The following is a 22532-nucleotide window of genomic DNA, read 5'->3' on the forward strand; positions in this document are numbered from 1 at the left end:
CCAGTGTGGCGAATTCACCCGGTAGTACTCGGTCAATGTGGGAGCCGGGCTTGCCCGCGATGCGGGCGCCTCGGTGTGGCAGTTAGACCGTGGTGATGCTATCGCAGGCAAGCCAGCTCCCACACAAGCCAGGTTCCACAGGTGATCTTCAATGCGGGGGTTAGAAGGGTACGTCGCCCAGGATGGTCGCCCGGTGCATCACCCGCCGCTGTGGCCGGTAGTCATCCACCGCGTAGTGCTGGGTCACGCGGTTGTCCCAGAACGCCACGTCATTTTCCTGCCAGCGCCAGCGAATGGTGAATTCCGGACGGGTCGCGTGGGCGAACAACAGTTTCAGGATTGCCTCGCTTTCGGCCGGTTCCAGTTCGTTGATCTTGGTGGTGAACCCATCACTGACAAACAGCGACTTGCGCCCACTCACCGGATGCGTGCGCACCACCGGGTGCGACAGCGGCGGGTTCTTCTTGCGGGTTTCTTCCCAGCGCGCCAGGTCTTCGGCGGTGTTGCCAAAGCGCTCCAGCGGGAAGGACTTGGTGAAGTCATGGGTAGCGGTCAGCCCGTCGAGCAAACGCTTCAACGGCTCCGACAACGCCTCATACGCCGCAATGCCACTGGCCCACAACGTGTCGCCACCAAACGCGGGCAGCAGCTTGGCGCTCAGCACTGCACCGAGTGCGGGCGTTGGCAGGAAGGTCACGTCGGTGTGCCACACGGCGTTGTCACGCACGTCGGTGACGGCGGTGTCGAGGATCAGCACTTCGGGCTGTTCCGGCACGTTGGGGTAGATCGGGTGAATGTGCAGGTCACCAAAGTTCGCCGCGAACCGCGCCTGCTGTTGCGGGGTGATTGCCTGGCCACGGAAGAACAGCACCGAGTGGGTGAGCAACGCCTGTTCGATGGCGTCGCGTTGTTCGATATTCAGTGGCTGGGTGATGTCGACGCCGCTGATCAGGGCGCCCAAAGCGGTGCTGATGGGGGTAACGGTCAGGCTGCTCATGCTGTTCTCACTCAATGTGCCTGGCCATGCCACGGCACTAATTTACGCTGCAGGGCACGCAGGCCCATTTCCATGGCGAAGGCGATCAGGGCGATGACGAGGATGCCCAACACCACCACGTCGGTGACCAGGAACTGCGCCGCCGACTGCACCATGAAGCCCAGGCCACTGGTGGCGGCGATCAATTCGGCGGCGACCAGTGTCGACCAACCCACACCCAGGCCGATGCGCACGCCAGTCAGGATGTCGGGCAGGGCGCTCGGCAAGATCACGTGGCGGATCAACTGGGCACGGGTGGCGCCTAACGACTGCGCCGCGCGCAGCTTGGCCGGGTCGACGGTGCGCACGCCGGTCGCGGTGGCGATGGCGATGGGCGCAAAGATCGCCAGGTAAATCAGCAGCACCTTGGACAGTTCGCCAATGCCGCACCAGATCACGATCAGCGGCAGATAGGCCAAGGGCGGAATCGGACGGTAAAACTCGATCAGCGGGTCGAGAATGCCCCGGGCAATACGGTTGGAACCGATGGCGATCCCTACCGGCACGGCGGTCAGCACGGCAAAGCCCAGGCCCAGGCCGATACGGCTGAGGCTGGCGCCCAAATGCTGCCACAAGGTGGAGTCCATGTAGCCGGTAGTTGCCAGTAGCCAGCCTTTTTGCAGCACGGCCGACGGTGGCGGCAGGAACAGCGGTTCAATCAACCCGGTGGCGGTCACGGCCCACCAGAGGGCCAGCAGCGCGACCAGGGTCAGTAAGCTGATCCAGCGCGTGCTCAGGCTGCGACGCACCGGAATCACCGCGTGTACCACCGGCTTGGCGACGGCGGCGGGGAGTTCGTAGCTGCTCATGCGGACACCTGCCGTTGGGAGAACACTTTGCCCAGCACGTGTTCGCGGGTTTCGATAAAGCGCGGGTCGGACTTGATCGCCCGTGCCGATTCGCCCGCCGCGTAGCGCTGGCCGAAGTCCAGGCTCAGGCGTTCGACGATCTGGCCCGGGTTGGGCGCCAGCAGGATCAAATCAGTGGCGAGGAACACCGCTTCTTCGATGTCGTGGGTAATCAGGAACACCGGCTTGGCCGTGCGTCGCCATACCTGCAGCAGCAACTCTTGCATCTGCTCGCGGGTGAAGGCGTCGAGGGCGCCGAAGGGTTCGTCCATCAGCAATACGCGAGGGTCGGCAGCCAAGGCACGGGCCAGGCCGACGCGCTGCTTCTGGCCGCCGGAGAGTTGCCAGATGCGGCGGTTGTCGAAACCGGCCAGGTCGACCAGGGCCAACATTTCCCGGGCACGCACTTCACGTTGCGCCTTGGGTACGCCGGCCAGTTCGAGGCCGAAGGCGACGTTGGCCAGCACGTCCTGCCAGGGCAGCAGGGCGTCGTCCTGGAACACCACGCCGCGTTCGGCGCTGGGGCCCTTGACCGGTACGCCGTCGAGGGTAATGCGCCCGGCGGACGGTTCGACAAAGCCGGCAATCAGGTTCAACAGCGAAGTCTTGCCACTGCCGGACGGGCCGAGGGCCACCAGCAATTGCTGGGGCCCCAGGTCGATTGAGATGTCAGACAGTACCGGTTCTGTGGCGCCTGGGTACTGTGCGCTGATGCGCTCCAGTTGTAGCAAGGCCATCGCGATGAACTCCTGATCAGTTGGTAATGAACTTGGCGCTGACGTACGGGGCGTAGTCCGGCAGTACCGCGTCGACCTTGCCTTGTTCCTTGAGGAACGCGGCGGTGTCGGTCACGGCCTTGGTGGTCGGCGCGCCCAGCAGGGTCACTTGGTCGGCAGCCAGCGGGTAGACGTTGCCTTGCAGCAGCAATGGGATGTCGCTGGCCTTGGCGCCGGACAGCTTCACCAGCTTGTCGACGTTGCCTTTGTCAGCGAGCCAGGCTTGTGGGTCTTTGCGGTAGGCGGCGTAGGCATCCAGGGTGACTTTGGCGAAGGCCGTGACGATTTCCGGGTGCTTCTCGGCAAAGTCCTTACGCACGATCCACGCGTCGAAGGTCGGCGCACCGAACTTGGCCAGCTCGCCGGAGGTGATCAGCACTTTGCCGTTTTCCTTGGCCACGCCCAGGGCCGGATCCCACACGTAGGTCGCGTCGATGTCACCGCGCTTCCAGGCGGCGATGATGGCCGGTGGTGCGAGGTTGAGGATGGTGACTTTCGACGGGTCGATGTTCCAGTGCTTCAGTGCGGCTAGCAGGCTGTAGTGGCCGGTGGACACGAACGGCACGGCGACTTTCTTGCCAACCAGGTCCTGTGGGCTATTGATACCCGAACCGTTACGCGCCACCAGGGCTTCGGCTCCGCCGATCTGGGTGGCAACAAGGAAGGTTTCTACCGGCACTTTGCGAGTGACGGCGGCGGTCAGCGGGCTGGAACCGAGGTAGCCGATCTGCACGTCGCCGGAAGCGATGGCGGCGATGATGTCGGCGCCATTATCGAATTTGCGCCAGTTGATCTTGGCATTGGTGGCTTTTTCATAGGCGCCATCGGCCTGGGCGACTTTGGCCGGGTCCACGGTGGTCTGGTAAGCGATGGTCACATCCGCCGCCTGGGCAAACAGGCTGGCACCGGCCAGGGACAATGCGGCCAAAAGGCGCAGAGGGGTTAACAGTTTCAAGGGGAAGCTCCTCAATCAGGCGGCCGAGGATCGGCGTGTGAGGAGACTAAATGATCTAAGAATCCGAAAATAAATAACATTTTCGAATTAGCTTATGAGAGGAAACGCTGTCGGATTAAAACGAATAACCCCGTAGGAGCCCGGCTTGCCGGCGATGGCGTATTCAAAATCCCCATCGCCGGCCAGCCGGGCTCCTACAAGGGTGGTGAAGCCATGGAAATGCTAGTTGCTGATGGCGAGGATGCTCGCCTGGTACGAGCCGACAAACACATCGAAATCGCCCACTTCGTTCTGTTCCAGCTCTGCCTGTTGCGCCAGCGACGTGCGTGCCAGCTCTTCGAAGCGTGCCAGCTCTTCGGCCGGCAGCGGTTCCTTGCGGAAGTGCTCGGCGTGCAGTTGGCTCTGGTGCAGGGAGAACTGCGCAAAACTCTCTTTACGCTCAGCCATCGCCGCCAACACCTGGGCCGACGGGGTCAGGGACGGGTCCTTGACCTTCGCCAGCTGGGCGTCCAGCGCCTGGCTGTGTTCGGTGATGCCGTGGCTTTCATCGAGCAGGGCAGCCAGCGGTGCGATTTTTTCCAACAGTTCGGCGGCCCATTCCTTCATGTCCACTGGCTGGCCATCGCGCTGCAGTTGCAGGCCTGGGCGGCGACCTTCCTTGACCACGCTGAGGAAGTTGGAGGTGGCATTGCCGCACTCGTTGTTGGCGAACAGCGGGCTGTCGTTCAACGCGCAGTACAACAGGAAGGCGTCGAGGAAACGCGACTCCGGCAGGTCGATGCCCATCGGCAGGAACGGGTTGATGTCCAGGCAGCGCACTTCGATGTACTGGATGCCGCGAGCCATCAGCGCCTGGATCGGGCGCTCGCCGGTGTAGGTCACACGCTTGGGGCGAATGTTGGAGTAGTACTCGTTTTCGATCTGCAGGATGTTGGTGTTGAGCTGTACCCACTCACCGTCCTTGTGGGTGCCGACTTCGACGTACGGCGCGTAGGGCGTTGCCACCGCTTCACGCAGGCTGTCGGTATAGCTGTTCAAATCGTTGTAGCACGGCGTGAGGCCGGCCTGGGCGTTGCTCTGGTAGCCCAGGTCGCTCATGCGCAGGCTGGTGGCGTACGGCAGGTACAGGGTGTCGGCGTCCAGTACTTCAAGCTGGTGCGAGCGACCCCGTAGGAAACCGGCGTCGAGGGCCGGCGAGGCACCGAACAGGTACATCAGCAGCCAGCTGTAGCGGCGGAAATTACGGATCAGCGCGATATAGGCGGTGGACTGGTAGTCGCGGTCGGTGCCGACAAACCCTTCGGTTTCCTTGAGCAGTGGCCACAGCTCTTCAGGTAACGAAAAGTTGTAATGGATCCCGGCGATGCACTGCATGGTCTTGCCGTAACGCAGGGCCAGGCCTTTGCGATACACGTACTTGAGCTGTCCGATATTGGACGTACCGTAGTAGGCAATCGGAATGTCTTCCTCGGCCGGCAACGGGCACGGCATCGAGGGGCTCCACAGGTATTCGCTGCCCAGCTTGGTGTAGGCAAAGCGGTGGATCTTGTCCAGGCTGCTCAGGGTATCGGCCGGGTTCGGCAGGGCGGGAGTGATGAACTCCAGCAGCGATTCCGAGTAGTCGGTGGTGATCTGTTCGTGGGTCAACGCGGCGCCCAGGGCTTCAGGGTGCGGTGTTTGCGCCAGGCGGCCTTCACCGGTAACGCGTAGGCATTCGCGCTCGATGCCGTGCAAGCACTGCTCTAGCAGGGAGAGGTGTTCGCGCTTGCCGAGCAGAGCCAGGCGGCGGTTGAGAAGTTCGCTCAAGTTGGATTCCTTCACGCGTCAGTCGCCCCAATATGGGGGTGGGCAGGACGGTCTACAAGGGTGAAGTTGAAACTGGCGTTATCGCCTGGTTTTCGAGCCGATTTAACTGGCCCTGAAAGTGCCGACTTCAGTCCCTGAATCTGGCTATAGCGCAGGAAGAAACTTCCGACGCCGCTTTCGCAGCGCCGAAATTAACTCAAATCGAGGGCAGGGAGCTATAGGACAGCGAAGGTGCCTTGTGCTTTTGCGACCAGTTTTTCGTCCTGGTACACATCCGCTTCCACCACCAACGTGCGGCGGCCGGCATGAATCACGCGGCTGGTGCACAGCACGTCACCGTCTTCGACGGCGCGGATGTAGTTGATTTTGCATTCGATTGTCGCGCTCTGCTGGTCAAAGCCATGGGAGCTGGAACAGGCCAGCCCCATCGTGATGTCCACCAGGCTGAAAATCGCCCCGCCGTGGAGCTTGCCTGCGCGGTTGCGCAGGTGCGGCTCCAGGGTCAGGGCCACTTCGGCAACGCCTTGTTCGAGGCGTTGCAGGCGGCAGCCGATCAGTTCGCTGAACGCGCTCTGGGTCAAACCGGCAGGGATTTCCATCAGCGTTTCTTCAACTGTTTGGCGTTGGCGAACAGCGAGGCCATGGCATTGTTGCTGGGCGCTGCGGCGGTGGTTTCCTTGCGCGGCGCAGTGTTCTGCGACTGACGCGGTGTGGAGCCTGGGCGTGCGCCACGGGCACCGTCGATTTTCTCGCCCGGGGTGTCGCTCATGCGCATCGACAGGCCGACACGTTTGCGCGGGATGTCGACTTCCATGACCTTGACCTTGACCACGTCACCGGCCTTCACCGCTTCGCGCGGGTCTTTGATGAATTTCTCCGAAAGCGCAGAGATATGCACCAAACCGTCCTGATGCACGCCGATGTCCACAAAGGCGCCGAAGTTGGTCACGTTGGTCACCACGCCTTCGAGGATCATGCCCAGTTGCAGGTCCTTGAGGTCTTCGACGCCGTCCTGGAACTCGGCGGTCTTGAACTCGGGACGCGGGTCGCGGCCAGGTTTTTCCAGCTCTTGCAGGATGTCGGTGATGGTCGGTACGCCGAAGGTTTCGTCGGTGTACTTCTTTGGGTCCAGGCGCTTGAGGAACGCGGCGTCGCCGATCAGCGAGCGGATATCGCGGTCGGTCTCGGCAGCGATGCGTTGCACCAGCGGGTAGGCTTCCGGGTGGACTGCCGAGGCGTCCAGCGGGTTGTCGCCGTTCATCACGCGCAGGAAACCGGCAGCTTGCTCGAAGGTTTTTTCGCCCAGGCGTGCGACCTTTTTCAGCGCGGCGCGGGTTTTGAACGCACCGTTTTCATCGCGGTGGGTGACGATGTTCTGCGCCAGGGTGGTGTTGAGGCCGGAAATGCGTGCCAGCAGCGCCACGGAGGCGGTGTTTACGTCCACGCCGACTTTGTTCACACAGTCTTCCACCACGGCGTCCAGGCCGCGCGCCAGTTTCAGCTGCGACACGTCGTGCTGGTACTGGCCGACACCGATGGATTTCGGGTCGATTTTCACCAGCTCGGCCAGCGGGTCCTGCAGGCGGCGGGCGATGGACACTGCGCCACGGATCGACACGTCCAGGTCCGGGAATTCCTTGGAGGCCAGTTCCGACGCTGAGTACACCGATGCGCCGGCCTCGGAGACCATGACTTTGGTCATCTTCATGGCAGGGTATTTTTTGATCAGTTCGGCGGCCAGCTTGTCGGTCTCGCGGCTGGCGGTGCCGTTGCCGATGGCGATCAGGTCCACGGCGTGCTTGGCGCACAGGGCGGCCAGGATGGCGAGGGTCTGGTCCCATTTGTTGTGCGGCACGTGCGGGTACACGGTGGCGTGGTCCAGCAGCTTGCCGGTGGAGTCGACCACCGCGACCTTGCAGCCGGTACGCAGGCCCGGGTCGAGGCCCAGGGTGGCGCGCGGGCCGGCCGGTGCGGCCAGCAGCAAGTCGTGCAGGTTGTGGGCGAACACGTTGATCGCCTCGGTTTCGGCGCCGTCGCGCAGCTCGCCCAGCAGGTCGGTTTCCAGGTGGGTGTAGAGCTTGACCTTCCAGGTCCAGCGCACGACTTCGCCGAGCCACTTGTCCGCAGGACGATTCTGATTCTGGATGCCGAATTGTTGACCGATCATGCCTTCGCACGGGTGCATGGTGCCCGGCAGCTCGTCGCCGACTTTGAGTGCGGAGCTGAGAATGCCTTCGTTGCGGCCACGGAAAATGGCGAGTGCGCGGTGGGATGGCATGCTTTTCAGCGGTTCGTCGTGTTCGAAGTAGTCGCGGAACTTGGCGCCTTCTTCCTCTTTGCCGGCGATGACGCGGGCGCTGAGGGTGGCCTCCTGCTTGAGGTAGGTGCGCAGTTTTTCCAGCAGGCTGGCGTCTTCGGCGAAGCGCTCCATGAGGATGTACTTGGCGCCCTCGAGGGCGGCCTTGACGTCGGCGACGCCTTTTTCGGCATCGATGAAGCGAGCGGCTTCGGTGTCCGGGCTTAGCGATGGGTCGTTGAACAGGCCGTCGGCCAGCTCGCCCAGGCCGGCTTCCAGGGCGATCTGGCCCTTGGTGCGGCGCTTCTGTTTGTAGGGCAGGTAAAGGTCTTCGAGGCGGGTCTTGGTGTCGGCGAGCTTGATGTCGCGCTCAAGTTGTGGGGTCAACTTGCCCTGTTCCTCGATGCTGGCGAGGATGCTGATGCGCCGTTCGTCGAGTTCTCGCAGGTAGCGCAGGCGCTCTTCCAGGTGACGCAGTTGGGTGTCGTCGAGGCTGCCGGTCACTTCTTTACGGTAACGGGCGATGAAAGGCACCGTGGAGCCTTCATCCAGTAGAGCGACGGCCGCTTCGACCTGTTGTGGGCGTACACCGAGTTCCTCGGCGATGCGGCTGTTGATGCTGTCCATAAAACCACCTGAAATTCTGAAAAGCAGCTCGCAGGCCCGGAAAACAAGGCCTTGGGAGGCTGGTTGAGCGGCCCGACTGGCGCCGCTGCCTGGGTCAAGAGGCAGCCTATTGACCCTCGAAATCGAAAAAATCACGACAAGCGGGTGAAAAAAAGCCCGGCAGTAAACGGTAACGATCTGACGTTGCCCTGCACGAAGGCGCCGCATTATAACCAGCGTTCTGCTCTTGGGGGGTACTGCGCCAGAGGTTGTAGGGCGCGGGTTCGCTGGCGGTGGAGGAAAAATCTGCTAACAATGCACACGGTGCGTATAACGGCAGCTACGCCATAATGCGCGCCGAGATAAGAGGAGCATCTAATGAGCAGCACTGCACAAACTGCTGAAGGCGAAAAAATTCTCATCGTTGATGACGATCCGGGGCTGAGCAGCCTGCTGGAGCGTTTCTTCAACTCCAAGGGCTACCGTGCCCGCGCGGTGCCGAACACCGAGCAGATGGACCGCCTGTTGGGCCGTGAGGTGTTCAACCTGGTCGTGCTCGACCTGATGCTGCCCGGCGAAGACGGCCTTACCGCCTGCAAACGCTTACGTGGCGCGAACAACCAGATTCCGATCATCATGCTCACCGCCAAGGGCGATGAGCTGAGCCGCATCAAGGGCCTCGAACTGGGCGCCGATGACTACCTGGCCAAGCCGTTCAACCCTGACGAGTTGATGGCACGGGTCAAGGCGGTATTGCGTCGCCAGGCTCCGCCTGTACCAGGCGCACCGGGCAGCGAAGACGAGAGCGTCACCTTTGGCGACTACGAACTGTCGCTGGCCACCCGTGAGCTCAAGCGTGGCGATGAAGTGCACATGCTGACCACCGGCGAATTCGCGGTGCTCAAGGCACTGGTGATGAACGCTCGCCAGCCGCTGACCCGTGACAAGCTGATGAACCTGGCCCGTGGCCGTGAGTGGGACGCGCTGGAACGCTCCATCGACGTGCAGATCTCCCGTCTGCGCCGGATGATCGAGCCGGACCCGTCCAAACCGCGGTATATCCAGACGGTGTGGGGCGTGGGTTATGTGTTTGTGCCGGATGGCACTGCGACCAAGTGACCCATGATTTGCGGCGGCAGGCATCCCGGTGTTCAGTTTCTTGAATATCGACAGGGTGCCCGGCCTCCGCAATTCTGCGAGCGCCGCTCGTTCCTGCAAGGTGTCTAGCTGTCTCCTATGAAAACCCCGTTGTGGTTCCCACAAAGTTTCTTCTCGCGCACCCTTTGGCTGGTGCTGATCGTCGTTCTGTTTTCCAAGGCACTGACGCTGGTTTATCTGTTGATGAACGAAGACGTGCTGGTGGACCGACAATACAGCCACGGTGTGGCCCTGACCCTGCGCGCCTACTGGGCCGCCGACCCCGAGAACCGCGAGAAGATCGCCAAGGCCGCCACGCTCGTGCGCGTGGCGGGCGCTGGCGTGCCGGAGGGCGAGCAGCACTGGCCCTACAGTGAGATCTACCAGCGTCAGATGCAGGCCGAACTGGGTGAGGACACCGAGGTGCGGCTGCGCATGCACGTGTCCCCGGCCCTGTGGGTTCGGGCGCCGAGCCTGGGCCAGGATTGGTTGAAAGTACCGTTGTACCCGCATCCGCTGCGGGGGCAGAAGATCTGGAACGTGTTGGGCTGGTTCCTGGCGATCGGGTTGCTTTCAACCGCATCCGCGTGGATTTTCGTGCGTCAGCTCAACCAGCCACTCAAGCGCCTGGTGTTTGCCGCCCGCCAGTTGGGGCAGGGGCGAAGCGTGCGATTGCCGGTCAGCGATACGCCCAGCGAGATGACCGAGGTGTACAGCGCCTTCAACCAGATGGCGGAGGACGTCGAACAGGCCGGGCGTGAGCGCGAGCTGATGCTTGCGGGGGTGTCCCATGACCTGCGCACGCCGCTGACGCGTCTGCGGCTTTCACTTGAGCTGATGGGCAACCACAACGACCTGACGGATGACATGGTGCGTGATATCGAGGACATGGACGCGATTCTCGACCAATTCCTGGCGTTTATCCGTGATGGCCGTGACGAGGTAGTCGAGGAAGTCGACCTGACGGACCTGGTGCGCGAGGTGGTCGCGCCTTACAACCAGAATGGCGAGCAGGTGCGTATGCGCCTGGAGCCTATCCAGCCGTTCGCCTTGCGCCGTGTATCGATGAAGCGTCTGCTGAACAACCTGATCGGTAACGCCCTGCATCATGCCGGTTCGGACGTGGAGGTGGCGGCCTACGTGTCCGGCGACAGTACGGCACCTTACGTGGTGCTCAGCGTGATGGACCGTGGCGCGGGTATCGACCCGGCTGAGCTGGAGGGCATCTTCAACCCGTTCACCCGTGGTGATCGTGCCCGGGGTGGCAAGGGCACCGGCTTGGGGTTGGCGATTGTGCGGCGAATTGCTTCGATGCACGGTGGCAACGTTGAGCTGCGCAACCGTGAAGAGGGCGGCCTGGAGGCGCGGGTGCGCTTGCCGCTAGGGCTGATGTTGCCCCGCGACGCGGTCTAGGCAACAACATAATCCGAATGTGGGAACGAGCTTGTATGGGAGCTGGCTTGCCTGCGATGGCATCACCGAGGTGTGCCTGACACACCGAGGTGTCTGCATCGCGGGCAAGCCCGGCTCCCACACAAGCCGGCTCCCACATTGGTTTTGCAGTGTTTCAAACGCTGTGTTTTATCAGCCCTTGCCTTTGGTCCGGGTCATGTTCGGCCCACCATTCTTCTCAAGATGCTGAATGATGATCCCCGCCACATCCTTGCCGGTGGTGGTCTCGATCCCTTCCAGGCCTGGTGATGAGTTCACTTCCATCACCAGCGGCCCATGGTTGGAACGCAAGATATCCACACCCGCCACGCTCAGCCCCATCACCTTGGCCGCACGCAATGCGGTCATGCGCTCTTCCGGGGTGATCTTGATCAGGCTGGCGCTGCCGCCTCGATGCAGGTTGGAGCGGAACTCACCGGGTTTGGCCTGGCGCTTCATCGCAGCAATGACCTTGTCACCCACCACGAAGCAGCGAATGTCGGCACCACCGGCCTCTTTTATGTATTCCTGCACCATGATGTTCTGCTTGAGGCCCATGAAGGCCTCGATCACCGACTCTGCGGCGGTGGCGGTTTCGCAGAGCACCACGCCGATACCCTGGGTGCCTTCCAGCACCTTGATAACCAGCGGCGCGCCGTTGACCATTTCGATCAGGTCGGGAATATCGTCCGGGGAGTGGGCAAAGCCGGTGACCGGCAGGCCGATACCCCGGCGTGACAGCAGTTGCAGCGAACGCAGCTTGTCCCGCGAGCGCGCAATGGCCACCGATTCATTGAGGGGGAACACCCCCATCATTTCAAACTGGCGCAGCACCGCGCAGCCGTAGAACGTCACCGATGCGCCGATGCGCGGGATCACCGCATCGAAGCCTTCCAGCGGTTTGCCCCGGTAGTGGATCTGCGGCTTGTGGCTGGCAATGTTCATATAGGCACGCAACGTGTCGATCACCACCATTTCGTGGCCACGTTCGGTGCCGGCCTCAACCAGGCGGCGGGTGGAATACAGACGCGGGTTTCGCGACAGCACAGCAATCTTCATGCAGCACCTGGGGCAGAAAGTGTAGAGACCGGGAACACCGGCTTGTCTTGAACGTACTTGACGCCGGGGTTGACCACCAACTGGCCGTCAATCAACGCCTTGGAGCCCAGCAACAGGCGGTAACGCATGGCCTTGCGGCAGGCCAGGGTGAACTCCACCCGCCAGACCCGATCGCCCAACGCCAGGGTGGTGCTGATCACGTAGCGCACCTGCGCGTGACCGTTGGAGCTCTTGATGGTTTTCATCGTCACCAGCGGCGCTTCGCAGCGGCGGTGACGCAGTTGCACCACGCTGCCCAGGTGCGCGGTAAAGCGCACCCACTTTTCACCGTCGCGCTCAAACGGCTCGATGTCGGTGGCATGCAGGCTGGAAGTGCTGGCGCCTGTGTCGATCTTCGCGCGCAGGCCCGCCACTCCCAAATCGGGGAGTGCCACCCACTCACGCAGACCCACAACGGTCAAATGGTCAAATGTCTTCAATATGGGTAACCGGCAATTCAGAAATGTTTCGTAGTCGTCGAGGACAGTAACGTCCAACTGCGCATGGATTGTGACAATCCCCAAACCTTATCGAGGGTTTGGCGCCGATTTCGCGGTATTCACGCAGAATATTCGGCAAATGGCGACAGATATCTCTCAGGCTGCAGTAATCAGTAGCTGTTAGGGAAAGGCACGCAAAAATCGCGTTCCTTGGCGTATCTTAGGTGAGCCTTGAGGTTTATGCGTCGAAGGGTTCCAACGGTAAAGTTGCGACATTTTTCAGAGCGAGGAATTCAAGTGGCTCAAAAGCAGGAAGAGGAAGAAAAGGTCCGGCTGGACAAGTGGTTGTGGGCAGCGCGCTTCTATAAGACCCGTGCCCTCGCCAAGGCCGCCATCGAGAGCGGCAAGGTGCACCATCGTGGCGAGCGCTGCAAGCCGGGCAAGGAGCCGCGCGTCGGCGACGAGTTCCAGATTCGTACCGGTTTTGATGAAAAGACCATCGTGGTTCAAGCGCTTTCCATCGTCCGGCGTGGCGCGCCTGAAGCGCAGGCCTTGTATGCCGAGACCGAAGCCAGCATTGCCAAGCGCGAGAATGCGGCGGCTATGCGCAAGGCCGGCGCCATGGGCTTGAGCACCGACGGCAAGCCGAGCAAGAAACAACGCCGCGATCTGTTCAAGTTCCGTGGCAGCGGCAACGACGATTGAGGGCGCCGGCAATCGCCTGGCGCGTCACTTGGCTTGGAACAAACCCGGATTGTTCATAAACTGCGTCATCTTCGCGTCACTATTATTCAACTCAGATACCCAGACCTATGACTGATCTACCGGATACCGACTTCACCCAACGCTTCATCTTCGACGAGACCGACGCCCGTGGCGAGCTGGTGTCGCTGGAGCGCAGCTATGCCGAAGTCCTCGCCAAGCACCCCTATCCGGAGCCGGTCGCGCAACTGCTCGGTGAGCTGATGGCGGCAGCGGCGCTGCTGGTGGGCACCATGAAATTCGATGGTTTGCTGATCCTGCAGGCACGCTCCGAAGGCCCGGTGCCGATGCTGATGATCGAGTGCTCCAGCGAGCGCGAAATCCGCGGCCTCGCCCGTTACGAAGCTGATCAGATTGCCCCGGACGCCACCCTGTCGGACCTGATGGCCAACGGCGTGCTGGCGATCACCGTCGACCCGACCGAAGGCCAGCGCTACCAGGGCATCGTCGACCTGGACGGTGAAACCCTGTCAGACTGCTTCACCAACTATTTCGTGATGTCCCAGCAGGTCGGCACCAAGTTCTGGCTCAACGCCGACGGCAAGCGTGCGCGTGGCCTGCTGTTGCAGCAATTGCCTGCAGACCGCATCAAGGATGACGACGAGCGCACCGACAGCTGGCGCAAGCTGACTGCCCTGGCCGGCACCCTGACCGCTGAAGAGCTGTTGGGCCTGGACAACGAAACCATCCTGCATCGCCTGTACCACGAAGAGGCTGTGCGACTGTTTGACGCACAGAGCTTGCGCTTCCATTGCAGCTGCTCCCGCGAGCGTTCGGCCAATGCCCTGGTGAGCCTGGGCCTGGAAGATGCGCAGAATCTGGTGGTGGAACACGGTGGCAATATCGAGATCGACTGCCAGTTCTGCAACCAGCGCTACCTGTTCGATGCGGCTGATGTAGCCCAATTGTTCGCCGGAGCCGGCATCGACACCCCTTCCGACACCCGCCACTAAAACGTTTAAGCACAGGTAAATCACCTGACAAACGCCGGATTAGCGCAGTTCTGACGGGAGGGCCCTACTCTTTTTGGGCTTTTCTGGCATAATCCGGCCCACTTTTTTCGCGGTAGTAGTGCGCAACTTTCTACTACAAAACGTTTGGAGCACTCGGCCATAGGCCGACGGGGAACCTCATGACGCAAGCCAATAACGCCGTATACACCGATCTGAGTGTTGACGATCTGGTCAAAGAAGCCCTGCAGCGCGGTGAAGGCGTGCTTGCCGATACTGGCGCGCTGGTCGTAGAAACCGGTCACCGTACCGGTCGTTCGCCAGTCGACCGTTTCATCGTTGAAGAGCCTACTACCCAGGACGCTATCGCCTGGGGCCCGATCAACCGCAAGTTCCCGGCCGACAAGTTCGATGCCCTGTGGGCTCGCGTCGAGGCCTTCAACAACGCGCAAGAGCATTTCGTTTCCCACGTTCACGTTGGTGCTGCGCACGACCACTACCTGGCCGTGAAAATGACCACCCAGACTGCCTGGCAGAACCTGTTCGGTCGTTGCCTGTTCATCAACCCGGCCCAGTACAACCCGGCCGGTCGTGAAGAGTGGCAAGTGCTCAACGTGGCCAACTTCGAGTGCGTGCCAGAGCGTGACGGCACCAACTCCGACGGTTGCGTGATCCTCAACTTCGCACAGAAGAAAGTGCTGATCGCCGGCATGCGTTACGCCGGTGAGATGAAAAAAGCCATGTTCTCGGTGCAGAACTTCCTGCTGCCGGCTTCCGACGTGCTGCCAATGCACTGCGCCGCCAACATCGGCGAAGCAGGCGACGTGACCCTGTTCTTCGGTCTGTCGGGCACCGGTAAAACCACCCTGTCGGCCGACGAAAGCCGTTACCTGATCGGTGACGACGAACACGGCTGGGGCGAAGGCGTAGTGTTCAACATCGAAGGCGGTTGCTATGCCAAGTGCATCGACCTGTCCGAGAAGAACGAGCCGGTGATCTGGAAAGCCATCAAGCACGGCGCCGTGCTGGAAAACGTGGTGATCGACGATGCCAAGCACGCCGACTACACCAACGTCAGCCTGACCCAGAACAGCCGCGCCGCCTACCCGCTGGAGCACGTGGCCAAGCGTTCCGAGAAGAACCTGGGCGGCGAGCCAAACGCGGTGATCTTCCTGACTTGCGACCTGACTGGCGTACTGCCACCGGTGTCCATCCTCAGCGAAGAACAAGCGGCCTACCACTTCCTGTCCGGCTACACCGCGCTGGTGGGCTCGACCGAAATGGGTTCCGGCGGCGGCATCAAGTCGACCTTCTCCACCTGCTTCGGCGCACCGTTTTTCCCGCGCCCGGCTGGCGAATACGCTGAGCTGCTGATCAAGCGCATCCGTGGCTTCGGCTCCAAAGTCTACCTGGTCAACACCGGCTGGACCGGCGGCGGCTACGGCGTCGGCAAGCGCTTCAACATCCCGACCACTCGCGGCGTGATCGCAGCGATCCAGAGCGGCGCGTTGGTGGGTGCTGAAACCGAACACCTCGACACCATCAACCTCGACGTGCCATTGGCCGTACCGGGCGTTGAGACTGGCCTGTTGAACCCACGTAACACCTGGGCTGACAAGGCTGCCTACGACGAAGCGGCGAAGGCACTGGCTGGCTTGTTCATCGAGAACTTCAAGAAGTTTGAAGTAAGCGATGCGATCAAGGCTGCGGGTCCTAAGTTGTAAGATTCGAGCGTTGTGAAAAAGCCGCCCTCAGGGGCGGCTTTTTTGTGCGCGATAGGTCAGTCGACCCTGTGCAAAACAACGGCACCGACCAGTACCAGTGCAACGCCTAGCACCTGTACAGCCGACAACCGCTCCTTGAAAAACACGAACCCCAGAATCGCCGCAATCCCGCCCGACAACGTACTGATCACCGTCACCACCGACACCGACCCTGCCATCGCCCCCCAGGAAAACGCCGAGAAGCCGCCGAGGTTCATCACGCTCGCCCCGGTCAGTGTTGCGCAGTTTTTCAGCGGCGGGATTTTCAACCCGTCCTTGATCTTCAGTACCATCAACACCAATACGCATAACCCCACCAAATACCCGAGCCACAGCATGGTAATCGGCCCCAGCGCCGGCAGTGTGTAGCGGCCTTGCAGCCAGAAACTGGTGCCATACAGCACAGCGGCAAGCATGGCGTAAGCGATGGACAGGCGGGGGTTGTTGTGGGGAACGCCGTTGTCCTTGTGGATGCTGGAGAGGAACACGCCGATCACGCACACGGCGATGCAACCCAGCTGCGTCAGGCTGATGTGCTCGCCGCTGGCCCAGGACAGCAGGGTGGTGACCACGCCGTAGGAGGTCACTAGCGGTGCGACGATGGCGGCTTTGCCGAGTGCAAAAGCTTTGGATAACGCGAGGGCGCCGGAAACGGTGAGCAGGGCGGCGGCGATGCCCAGAAGCCAGACGCTCAGCGGCGCGTCGAGGGATTTGAGCAGGAAGGTCGGGAGAATGGCCAGCAGCAGGGTCATGATCAGAAAGCCCAAGGCTTGGCCGAAATACACCGCGCGTTTTACGCCGACAGCGCGGGCATTGAGGCCCACGAGAAAATCCGTACCGCCCCAGAGCAGGGCGGCCAGCAGGCCCATTGTTACGTCCATGTAAGGTCCTTTCCGAAGGCGCAATGTCCTGTAGGAGCCCGGCTTGCCGGCGATGAGGCCCTCGGGACCGCCATCGCCGGCAAGCCGGCTCCCACCGTTAACTCAGGTTTTCGAGAGTTTGCGTGTCCCAGCTGTGGGTCTTGATGGCCAGGTAGAGCATGCCGATGGTCAGCGGCACTTTTTCGCCGCGCCCTTTGGCCCGACGTTTGAGAAACACATCAAACACCGGCGGGTTGAAGTAACGATAAGTGTCGAAGTCGCCCAGGTCGAGTACAAATTCCTGCTCCAGCGTATCCATCAATTGCTTGGCCTCACTGCCATCACAACCCAGGTCGACGTTGATCGAGGTTTGCAGGCTGATGGTCTTGTGTTTTGGCAGGCCGATTTCTTCGTGCAGCAGTTGCAGGAGTTGCTGCATGGCGGCGTCTTCGGGGAAGTTAGGCGCGAGGTTCATGGTGGGGGCACGCAGGAGTGGGTGAGGGGGATGGTTGCGGTGGCGGCGATATTTGTTTTGGCTGGCTAGCAACACGATACCCGTTACAAGAGCAATGGCAGGCAAGCTGTCCATCGCCGATCCCTTTAACCATAGGGTGTCGCAGAATAAGAGTGTCGGACCGGTTACCACAAGGACCAGCCCAAACCATTTTCTGAGTGGAGGCCGTTTGATTGTTTTTTCGATCGACGCGGCAACGGCCAAGAGCAGTATCAGGCCGATCCAGTAGATGGATTCGGTCATCGCATCAGCCACCCAAGATTTGCCAATGCATGTGGATTGCTAAGCAAGATGATCAGGCGCCGCTCTGTGAAGGTGACGCCGTTGTGGCTGATAGGTTGCGTCCTTTCGATGTTCACAGATTCTTGTCGGCGTTGTTGAAAGGCCGCTAGTTTCGGTCAGGCGAAGGTGAGTTTTGTAGAGGGCGTGCAGGGCGTTTTAAGCAGTTTGGGAAACGTACGGCGCAGTACTGAGTGGTTTCTTACGGATGCTTCCGATTTTTGGTTATGACGGAGGTTCTTTGGGGGCGAGTGGTCGTTTTTACTCAGAACCTGAGGAGCCAGAAGTTGCTGTTGGAGGTGATAAAAACTACGTCACACTTTGTACAAAAAATCCGCCAGAGGCCTGATTTCAGCGTATGTTTCACCGCAAAATCTTGTAGGGCGATTCCGCCCACTACTTAAAGGGAGTTAAGCATGGGTTTGCTTCGTGTCGCCTCGGCGATGTCATTGTGCGCAGTGGCGTTTTCCATCCAGGCCGAACAGTTGCCGATTGAGGTCCTGAGTGCGGTGGTCAAGGACCAGAAAATCGCCGATGCCGAAGTGCTGCTGCAACGCAACGGTGCGCAGAACGTGGTGGGGCGCACCAACGCCCAGGGCCAGGTCACATTGACCAGCGAAGCCGCTGACGACTCCACCAACCTGCTGATCATCAAGAAGCCCGGCTACTCCAACCTGGTGGTGAAATGCCCCTGCAAGGGCATGACTTACGCCATCAGCCCGGTGATGGAGAACCTCGACGGCCTGCGCGTGGTACTGACCTGGGGCAAGACCCCGGAAGACCTCGACTCCCACATGATCTTCCCGGGCAACAACATCTACTTCGAAAACAAAAACGGCACCGATGCCGAACTGGATGTGGATGACACCGACAGCTACGGCCCGGAAACCATCACCCTGCAGAAAAAACACTATGGCGAAAGCTACGTGTACGCCGTGCATGACTACACCAACGGTGGTAATCCAAGCTCGCGTCAGCTCTCCAATAGTGAAGCCAAAGTGTTCGTGTACATGGGCCAGTCGCTGGTGCGTACCTACTATGTACCGCAGAACCGTAGCGGCAACCTGTGGACCGTGTTCCGCATGACCGGCAGCGGTGACTTCCAAGACATCAACACCTTCAGCGGTGTGACAGTGGATGCCAAGGACGTACTCAACGAAGTGAAACCGTTGCTGGATGACAGCGTCGCGGTCACGGCCGTAGCCGTCAGCTCTTCTGCACAAACCGATGCGAAACGTCTGAACGTACAAGGTGAAGCGGCCTACCAAGCGGGTAACCTCGACCAGGCCATCGACTTGTTCCGCCAGGCCATCGACCTGGACAATGGCTTCGGCAAGGCCTACGGCAATCTGGGCCTGGCGTACCAGAAGGCTGGCAACACTGCCGAGTCGATCTGGGCCAACCGCAAGGCCATTGCCCTGGCGACCGGTGCGAATGCCGCGACCGTGCGTGCAGGGTCTTACTACAACATTGCGCGGATCTATGAGGCTGCGGGGCAGTTCCAGGATGCGTTGCGTCACTACCAGCTGGCTAAAGAGCAGAAGGCCAACCCGGTGTATGACACGGCGATTGAGCGCGTGAAAAACCGATGATTCAGCCCTGATACAAAAATAAAAATGTGGGAGGGGGCTTGCCCCCGATAGCGATCTGTCAGGCCAAGATTTATTGGCTGACACACTGCAATCGGGGGCAAGCCCCCTCCCACATTTGGATTTGTATCTTTTCTGCTCCTACCTCGGATTATTCCCACTTCGGCCCTAGGCCACCCCTCACCCTGTGTATCATCCTGTCTCTTTTTTCCATGCGACCTTTCTCGATTCGCTGAGATTCCCGGGCTATGTTTTTGAGCCAACTCAGCGGTCAATGGAGTGACAGCCTATGCACGACACCCTCCAGCAGGTCTTTGGTTATCCACAGTTTCGTTTGGGCCAGGAAGAAACCGTCAGCGCGGTACTGGCCGGTCGTTCGGCAGCTGCGATTTTCCCAACCGGGTCAGGTAAATCTTTGTGTTACCAGCTGTCGGCGGTGTTGCTGCCACACCTGACATTGGTGGTTTCACCCCTGTTGGCGTTGATGCAGGACCAGCTTGGTTTCTTGCAGCGCCACGGCATTTCGGCGGGCAGTATTGATTCGGCCCAGAGCCGCGATGAGGCCAATGACGTGATGGCCCGTGCGCGTTCAGGCGAGCTGAAAATCCTGATGATTTCCGTAGAACGCTTGAAGAACGAGCGCTTCCGTAACTTCCTGCAAAGCGTGCAGATCTCGTTACTGGTGGTGGACGAGGCGCACTGTATTTCCGAGTGGGGCCACAACTTCCGGCCGGACTATTTGAAGCTGCCGGACTACCAGCGCCAGTTCAATATCCCACAAGCCCTGCTGCTGACGGCTACGGCCACGCCTAAGGTGATTGCCGACATGCAGGCGAAGTTCGCCATTGCACCGGGCGATGTGGTCACTACGGGCTTCTACCGGCCCAACCTCAACCTGTTGGTGGAGCCGGTCAGCGGCGCGGACAAGCGTCGTCGCTTGGTGCAGTGGATGAGTGAGCGCGCTGACCAGCCAAGCATCGTCTATGTCACCTTGCAAAAAACCGCCGAGCAGATTGCCGAGCACCTGAACCGCAACGGCATCCAGGCCGAGGCGTATCACGCCGGCTTGCCCCACGATAAACGCGAGGGTATCCAGCAGCGCTTCATGGGCGGACGTTCCAATTGCATTGTCGCCACCATCGCGTTTGGCATGGGCATCGACAAAAGTGACATCCGCAATGTGGTGCACTTCGACCTGCCTAAATCCATCGAGAACTACAGCCAGGAGATCGGCCGTGCCGGGCGTGATGGGCAGCCGTCCGACTGCCTGGTGCTGGCCAACCGCGACAGCCTCAACGTGCTGGAAAACTTCGTGTACGGCGACACGCCAGAGCAGGAGGGGATCCGGCGGGTATTGGATGAGCTTCAGGCTGCACGGAGCGAGGGGCAATGGGAATTTCTGCTCAGGTCCTTGTCGGATCACAGCAACATCCGCGAGCTGCCGTTGAAGACACTGCTGGTGCAGTTGGAGCTCAAGGGGGTGATCGCACCACGCTACGCGTTCTACGCCGAATACCGCTTCAAGTACCTGATCGAGCCCGACGCCCTGCTGGCGCGGTTTTCCGGCGAGCGACAGCAGTTTGTCGCAGCGATTATCCAGGTGTGCAAGCGGGCGAAAACCTGGGCTACAGTGGATTTCGACGCGCTGTACCAACAGCACAACGCCGAGCGTGGCCGGGTGGTGAAAGCCCTGGATTACTTCCAGGAGCAGGGCCTGATCGAGCTGGAAAGCAAGCAGATGACCGAGGTCTACAGCCTGCTGGATACCGATTTTGATCCAGAGGTGTTGAGCGCCGAGTTATACACAGGCTTCAAGCAACATGAGGTGGGCGAGGTGGCGCGGATTCACGCCATGCTCGATCTGTTCGCCACCGAACATTGCCTGGGGAAACGCCTGGCTCAGTATTTTGGCGATGAAAATGCGCCCCAGCGTTGTGGGCATTGCTCTGTGTGCCACGGCCATGTTGCACACCTGCCGCCACCGCCCGGTTTGCCGCCGCTTGTGGATAAAAACTTCATGGGGCTGTGCGGTGATTTTATCCACAGGCATCATGAGCACACGGGGCAATTGCCGGGTGCGGAACGTTTGACGCGGTTCCTTGGCGGTATCAGCGTGCCGCTTTTCACCAAGCTGAAAGCGCGGGGCATTCCGGGTTTTGCCGCACTTGAGGACTACCCCTACGCCGAGGTGCGCGAGTGGGCCGAAGCCCATTTGAATGACCTTTGAACCCACCTTCACGAGATGCGCCCATGCCTGACTCCGTACCCCAACGTGCCGATTACCCTCACTTCCAGCCGATCATCACGCGCTGGCACGACAACGATGTGTATGGCCATGTGAATAACGTGACCTACTACAGCTTCTTCGACACGGCGGTGAACACCTACCTGATCGAACAGGGTGGGTTGGATATTCATGACGGTGAAGTGGTGGGGTTTGTGGTGAGTTCAGCGTGCGATTACTTCGCGTCGATTGCCTTTCCCGAGCGCATCGAAATCGGCCTGCGGGTGAGCAAGTTGGGCAACAGCTCAGTGCAGTACGAATTGGCGGTGTTCAAACAAGGTGAGGACGAGGCCTGTGCGGCGGGGCGCTTTGTGCACGTGTTCGTGGATCGGGGGACGAACCAGCCGGTGACGATTCCGGGAATGTTGCGCGAGGCGTTGCAGCGCTTGGTGATTCTTTGAACACAAATACCCACTGTAGGAGCTGGCTTGCCAGCGATCGCGATGGGTCAGGTCAATAAGTATTGCCTGACACTCTGCCATCGCCGGCAAGCCGGCTCCTACAAGGGATTGATCGTGTTCTTCAGCTCTTACCGGTGACGGTAGTGATGCTTGTTCTTGCGATGGCCATAGGCATGCCCGCGGCCACGGTGATCGTCGCGGTCATAGCGGCGGTTGTCGCGCCCACGGTAGCGACGGTCGTCGTCATCGCTCTTGTTGCCCATGTAGTTACCCAGCGCGCCACCTGCACCGCCGCCAGCGGCTGCGCCGATCAGGCTGCCAGTGTTGCCGCCCATGCTGCGGCCAACCACGTTGCCACCGGCTGCGCCCAGCGCACCACCAATGGCCGCTTCACCACGGCTGCGCTTGTCAGCGCCGACCGCACTGCCGCCCGCGCCACCCAGGGCTGCGCCGATGGCCGAACCTGTATTGCCGCCGATCTGCTGGCCGACAACGGAACCTAAAACCCCGCCCAATGCGCCGCCCACACCGGCTTCGGTGATGCCACCGGCCATGGCTGCGCCACTGACCAGGCCAAGGGACAACAAGAGAATCGAGGAGAACTTCATAGAGAGACCTCAAGAGGATGACGGCGCGATCCTGAGGTTGTATCGAGACGCTGACAATCGAAATCCGACCGGTGGCAGCAGTTGTATACAATT

The 22532-nt window shown here is 60.6% G+C and carries 20 protein-coding genes; 8 read left to right on the top strand and 12 right to left on the bottom strand.

The window, feature by feature from the left end; all coding sequences use genetic code 11:
- Positions 1 to 160 precede the first annotated feature (160 nt).
- From tauD to AC07SU_RS02310, 7 genes are all read right to left on the bottom strand, one after another.
- Positions 161 to 997, bottom strand: coding sequence for a taurine dioxygenase (tauD, locus tag AC07SU_RS02280; RefSeq protein ID WP_176997360.1), 837 nt, complete (start codon positions 995 to 997; stop codon positions 161 to 163).
- Between the two features lie 11 nt (positions 998 to 1008).
- Complete coding sequence (gene tauC / locus AC07SU_RS02285; RefSeq protein ID WP_176997359.1) at positions 1009 to 1845, bottom strand: taurine ABC transporter permease TauC; 837 nt, start codon at positions 1843 to 1845, stop codon at positions 1009 to 1011.
- Entirely contained in the window at positions 1842 to 2621 is a 780-nt protein-coding gene (gene tauB / locus AC07SU_RS02290; RefSeq protein WP_176997358.1) for a taurine ABC transporter ATP-binding subunit, read from the bottom strand. Before tauB ends, tauC begins: the two co-directional genes overlap by 4 nt.
- A 16-nt stretch (positions 2622 to 2637) precedes the next feature.
- Positions 2638 to 3615 carry a taurine ABC transporter substrate-binding protein gene (gene tauA / locus AC07SU_RS02295; RefSeq protein WP_176997357.1) on the bottom strand — a complete coding sequence of 326 codons (978 nt, stop codon included), beginning with the start codon at positions 3613 to 3615 and terminating at the stop codon, positions 2638 to 2640.
- Between the two features lie 222 nt (positions 3616 to 3837).
- The gene (gene gshA / locus AC07SU_RS02300; protein WP_494996088.1) at positions 3838 to 5421 is read right to left on the bottom strand and encodes a glutamate--cysteine ligase; all 1584 of its coding nucleotides are present in this window, start codon (positions 5419 to 5421) and stop codon (positions 3838 to 3840) included.
- 215 nt (positions 5422 to 5636) lie between these two features.
- Positions 5637 to 6020, bottom strand: a complete 384-nt coding sequence (locus AC07SU_RS02305; protein WP_176997355.1) for a PaaI family thioesterase — start codon at positions 6018 to 6020, stop codon at positions 5637 to 5639.
- Positions 6020 to 8344, bottom strand: coding sequence for a Tex family protein (locus tag AC07SU_RS02310; RefSeq protein ID WP_176997354.1), 2325 nt, complete (start codon positions 8342 to 8344; stop codon positions 6020 to 6022). Before AC07SU_RS02310 ends, AC07SU_RS02305 begins: the two co-directional genes overlap by 1 nt.
- A 357-nt stretch (positions 8345 to 8701) precedes the next feature.
- On the opposite strand from AC07SU_RS02310, the gene ompR reads away from it, so the two are divergent.
- Both ompR and AC07SU_RS02320 read left to right on the top strand, forming a co-directional pair.
- Positions 8702 to 9442, top strand: a complete 741-nt coding sequence (gene ompR, locus AC07SU_RS02315; protein WP_015373500.1) for an osmolarity response regulator transcription factor OmpR — start codon at positions 8702 to 8704, stop codon at positions 9440 to 9442.
- A gap of 117 nt (positions 9443 to 9559) precedes the next feature.
- Positions 9560 to 10873, top strand: a complete 1314-nt coding sequence (locus AC07SU_RS02320; RefSeq protein WP_176997353.1) for an ATP-binding protein — start codon at positions 9560 to 9562, stop codon at positions 10871 to 10873.
- A gap of 171 nt (positions 10874 to 11044) precedes the next feature.
- On the opposite strand, the gene rimK is transcribed toward AC07SU_RS02320, so the two are convergent.
- Positions 11045 to 11950 carry a 30S ribosomal protein S6--L-glutamate ligase gene (rimK, locus tag AC07SU_RS02325; protein WP_003187674.1) on the bottom strand — a complete coding sequence of 302 codons (906 nt, stop codon included), beginning with the start codon at positions 11948 to 11950 and terminating at the stop codon, positions 11045 to 11047.
- Positions 11947 to 12429, bottom strand: a complete 483-nt coding sequence (gene rimB / locus AC07SU_RS02330; protein WP_256732803.1) for a retropepsin-like aspartic endopeptidase RimB — start codon at positions 12427 to 12429, stop codon at positions 11947 to 11949. Before rimB ends, rimK begins: the two co-directional genes overlap by 4 nt.
- Positions 12430 to 12726: 297 nt before the next feature.
- Here rimB and AC07SU_RS02335 point away from each other — a divergent pair, with 297 nt between their 5' ends.
- The 3 genes from AC07SU_RS02335 to AC07SU_RS02345 all read left to right on the top strand — a co-directional run bounded on the left by AC07SU_RS02335 (position 12727) and on the right by AC07SU_RS02345 (position 15865).
- Positions 12727 to 13134: an RNA-binding S4 domain-containing protein gene (locus AC07SU_RS02335; protein WP_176997352.1), complete on the top strand. Its 408-nt coding sequence runs from the start codon at positions 12727 to 12729 to the stop codon at positions 13132 to 13134.
- Positions 13135 to 13241: 107 nt separating this feature from the next.
- On the top strand, positions 13242 to 14144 hold the full coding sequence (hslO, locus tag AC07SU_RS02340; RefSeq protein ID WP_176997351.1) for an Hsp33 family molecular chaperone HslO: 903 nt from the start codon (positions 13242 to 13244) through the stop codon (positions 14142 to 14144).
- A 179-nt stretch (positions 14145 to 14323) separates the two neighbouring features.
- A complete protein-coding gene (locus AC07SU_RS02345; protein ID WP_178918909.1) occupies positions 14324 to 15865 on the top strand; it encodes a phosphoenolpyruvate carboxykinase in 1542 nt (513 codons plus the stop codon).
- Between the two features lie 56 nt (positions 15866 to 15921).
- Here AC07SU_RS02345 and AC07SU_RS02350 read toward each other — a convergent pair whose 3' ends face one another.
- Entirely contained in the window at positions 15922 to 16785 is an 864-nt protein-coding gene (locus AC07SU_RS02350) for an EamA family transporter (RefSeq protein WP_494996089.1), read from the bottom strand.
- 97 nt (positions 16786 to 16882) lie between these two features.
- On the bottom strand, positions 16883 to 17239 hold the full coding sequence (locus tag AC07SU_RS02355) for a DUF1493 family protein (RefSeq protein ID WP_494996090.1): 357 nt from the start codon (positions 17237 to 17239) through the stop codon (positions 16883 to 16885).
- 734 nt (positions 17240 to 17973) lie between these two features.
- On the opposite strand from AC07SU_RS02355, the gene AC07SU_RS02360 reads away from it, so the two are divergent.
- From AC07SU_RS02360 to AC07SU_RS02370, 3 genes are all read left to right on the top strand, one after another.
- Positions 17974 to 19149: a tetratricopeptide repeat protein gene (locus AC07SU_RS02360; protein WP_494996091.1), complete on the top strand. Its 1176-nt coding sequence runs from the start codon at positions 17974 to 17976 to the stop codon at positions 19147 to 19149.
- A gap of 286 nt (positions 19150 to 19435) precedes the next feature.
- A complete protein-coding gene (locus AC07SU_RS02365) occupies positions 19436 to 21373 on the top strand; it encodes a RecQ family ATP-dependent DNA helicase (RefSeq protein WP_494996092.1) in 1938 nt (645 codons plus the stop codon).
- A gap of 23 nt (positions 21374 to 21396) precedes the next feature.
- Positions 21397 to 21831 carry an acyl-CoA thioesterase gene (locus tag AC07SU_RS02370; RefSeq protein ID WP_494996093.1) on the top strand — a complete coding sequence of 145 codons (435 nt, stop codon included), beginning with the start codon at positions 21397 to 21399 and terminating at the stop codon, positions 21829 to 21831.
- A 128-nt stretch (positions 21832 to 21959) separates the two neighbouring features.
- Here the strand turns inward: AC07SU_RS02370 and AC07SU_RS02375 are convergent, their stop codons facing one another.
- The gene (locus AC07SU_RS02375; RefSeq protein WP_494996094.1) at positions 21960 to 22439 is read right to left on the bottom strand and encodes a glycine zipper domain-containing protein; all 480 of its coding nucleotides are present in this window, start codon (positions 22437 to 22439) and stop codon (positions 21960 to 21962) included.
- Between the last annotated feature and the right edge of the window lie 93 nt (positions 22440 to 22532).

This window comes from Pseudomonas sp. GW821-FHT05H12 (genome assembly GCF_059419385.1).

Bases quoted from the DNA above. Each gene is read 5' to 3' on its own strand.
- tauD (WP_176997360.1), bottom strand. From the start codon at position 997: ATGAGCAGCCTGACCGTTACCCCCATCAGCACCGCTTTGGGCGCCCTG.
- tauC (WP_176997359.1), bottom strand. From the start codon at position 1,845: ATGAGCAGCTACGAACTCCCCGCCGCCGTCGCCAAGCCGGTGGTACAC.
- tauB (WP_176997358.1), bottom strand. From the start codon at position 2,621: ATGGCCTTGCTACAACTGGAGCGCATCAGCGCACAGTACCCAGGCGCC.
- AC07SU_RS02305 (WP_176997355.1), bottom strand. From the start codon at position 6,020: ATGGAAATCCCTGCCGGTTTGACCCAGAGCGCGTTCAGCGAACTGATC.
- AC07SU_RS02310 (WP_176997354.1), bottom strand. From the start codon at position 8,344: ATGGACAGCATCAACAGCCGCATCGCCGAGGAACTCGGTGTACGCCCA.
- ompR (WP_015373500.1), top strand. From the start codon at position 8,702: ATGAGCAGCACTGCACAAACTGCTGAAGGCGAAAAAATTCTCATCGTT.
- AC07SU_RS02320 (WP_176997353.1), top strand. From the start codon at position 9,560: ATGAAAACCCCGTTGTGGTTCCCACAAAGTTTCTTCTCGCGCACCCTT.
- rimK (WP_003187674.1), bottom strand. From the start codon at position 11,950: ATGAAGATTGCTGTGCTGTCGCGAAACCCGCGTCTGTATTCCACCCGC.
- hslO (WP_176997351.1), top strand. From the start codon at position 13,242: ATGACTGATCTACCGGATACCGACTTCACCCAACGCTTCATCTTCGAC.
- AC07SU_RS02345 (WP_178918909.1), top strand. From the start codon at position 14,324: ATGACGCAAGCCAATAACGCCGTATACACCGATCTGAGTGTTGACGAT.
- AC07SU_RS02350 (WP_494996089.1), bottom strand. From the start codon at position 16,785: ATGGACGTAACAATGGGCCTGCTGGCCGCCCTGCTCTGGGGCGGTACG.
- AC07SU_RS02355 (WP_494996090.1), bottom strand. From the start codon at position 17,239: ATGAACCTCGCGCCTAACTTCCCCGAAGACGCCGCCATGCAGCAACTC.
- AC07SU_RS02360 (WP_494996091.1), top strand. From the start codon at position 17,974: ATGGGTTTGCTTCGTGTCGCCTCGGCGATGTCATTGTGCGCAGTGGCG.
- AC07SU_RS02365 (WP_494996092.1), top strand. From the start codon at position 19,436: ATGCACGACACCCTCCAGCAGGTCTTTGGTTATCCACAGTTTCGTTTG.
- AC07SU_RS02370 (WP_494996093.1), top strand. From the start codon at position 21,397: ATGCCTGACTCCGTACCCCAACGTGCCGATTACCCTCACTTCCAGCCG.
- AC07SU_RS02375 (WP_494996094.1), bottom strand. From the start codon at position 22,439: ATGAAGTTCTCCTCGATTCTCTTGTTGTCCCTTGGCCTGGTCAGTGGC.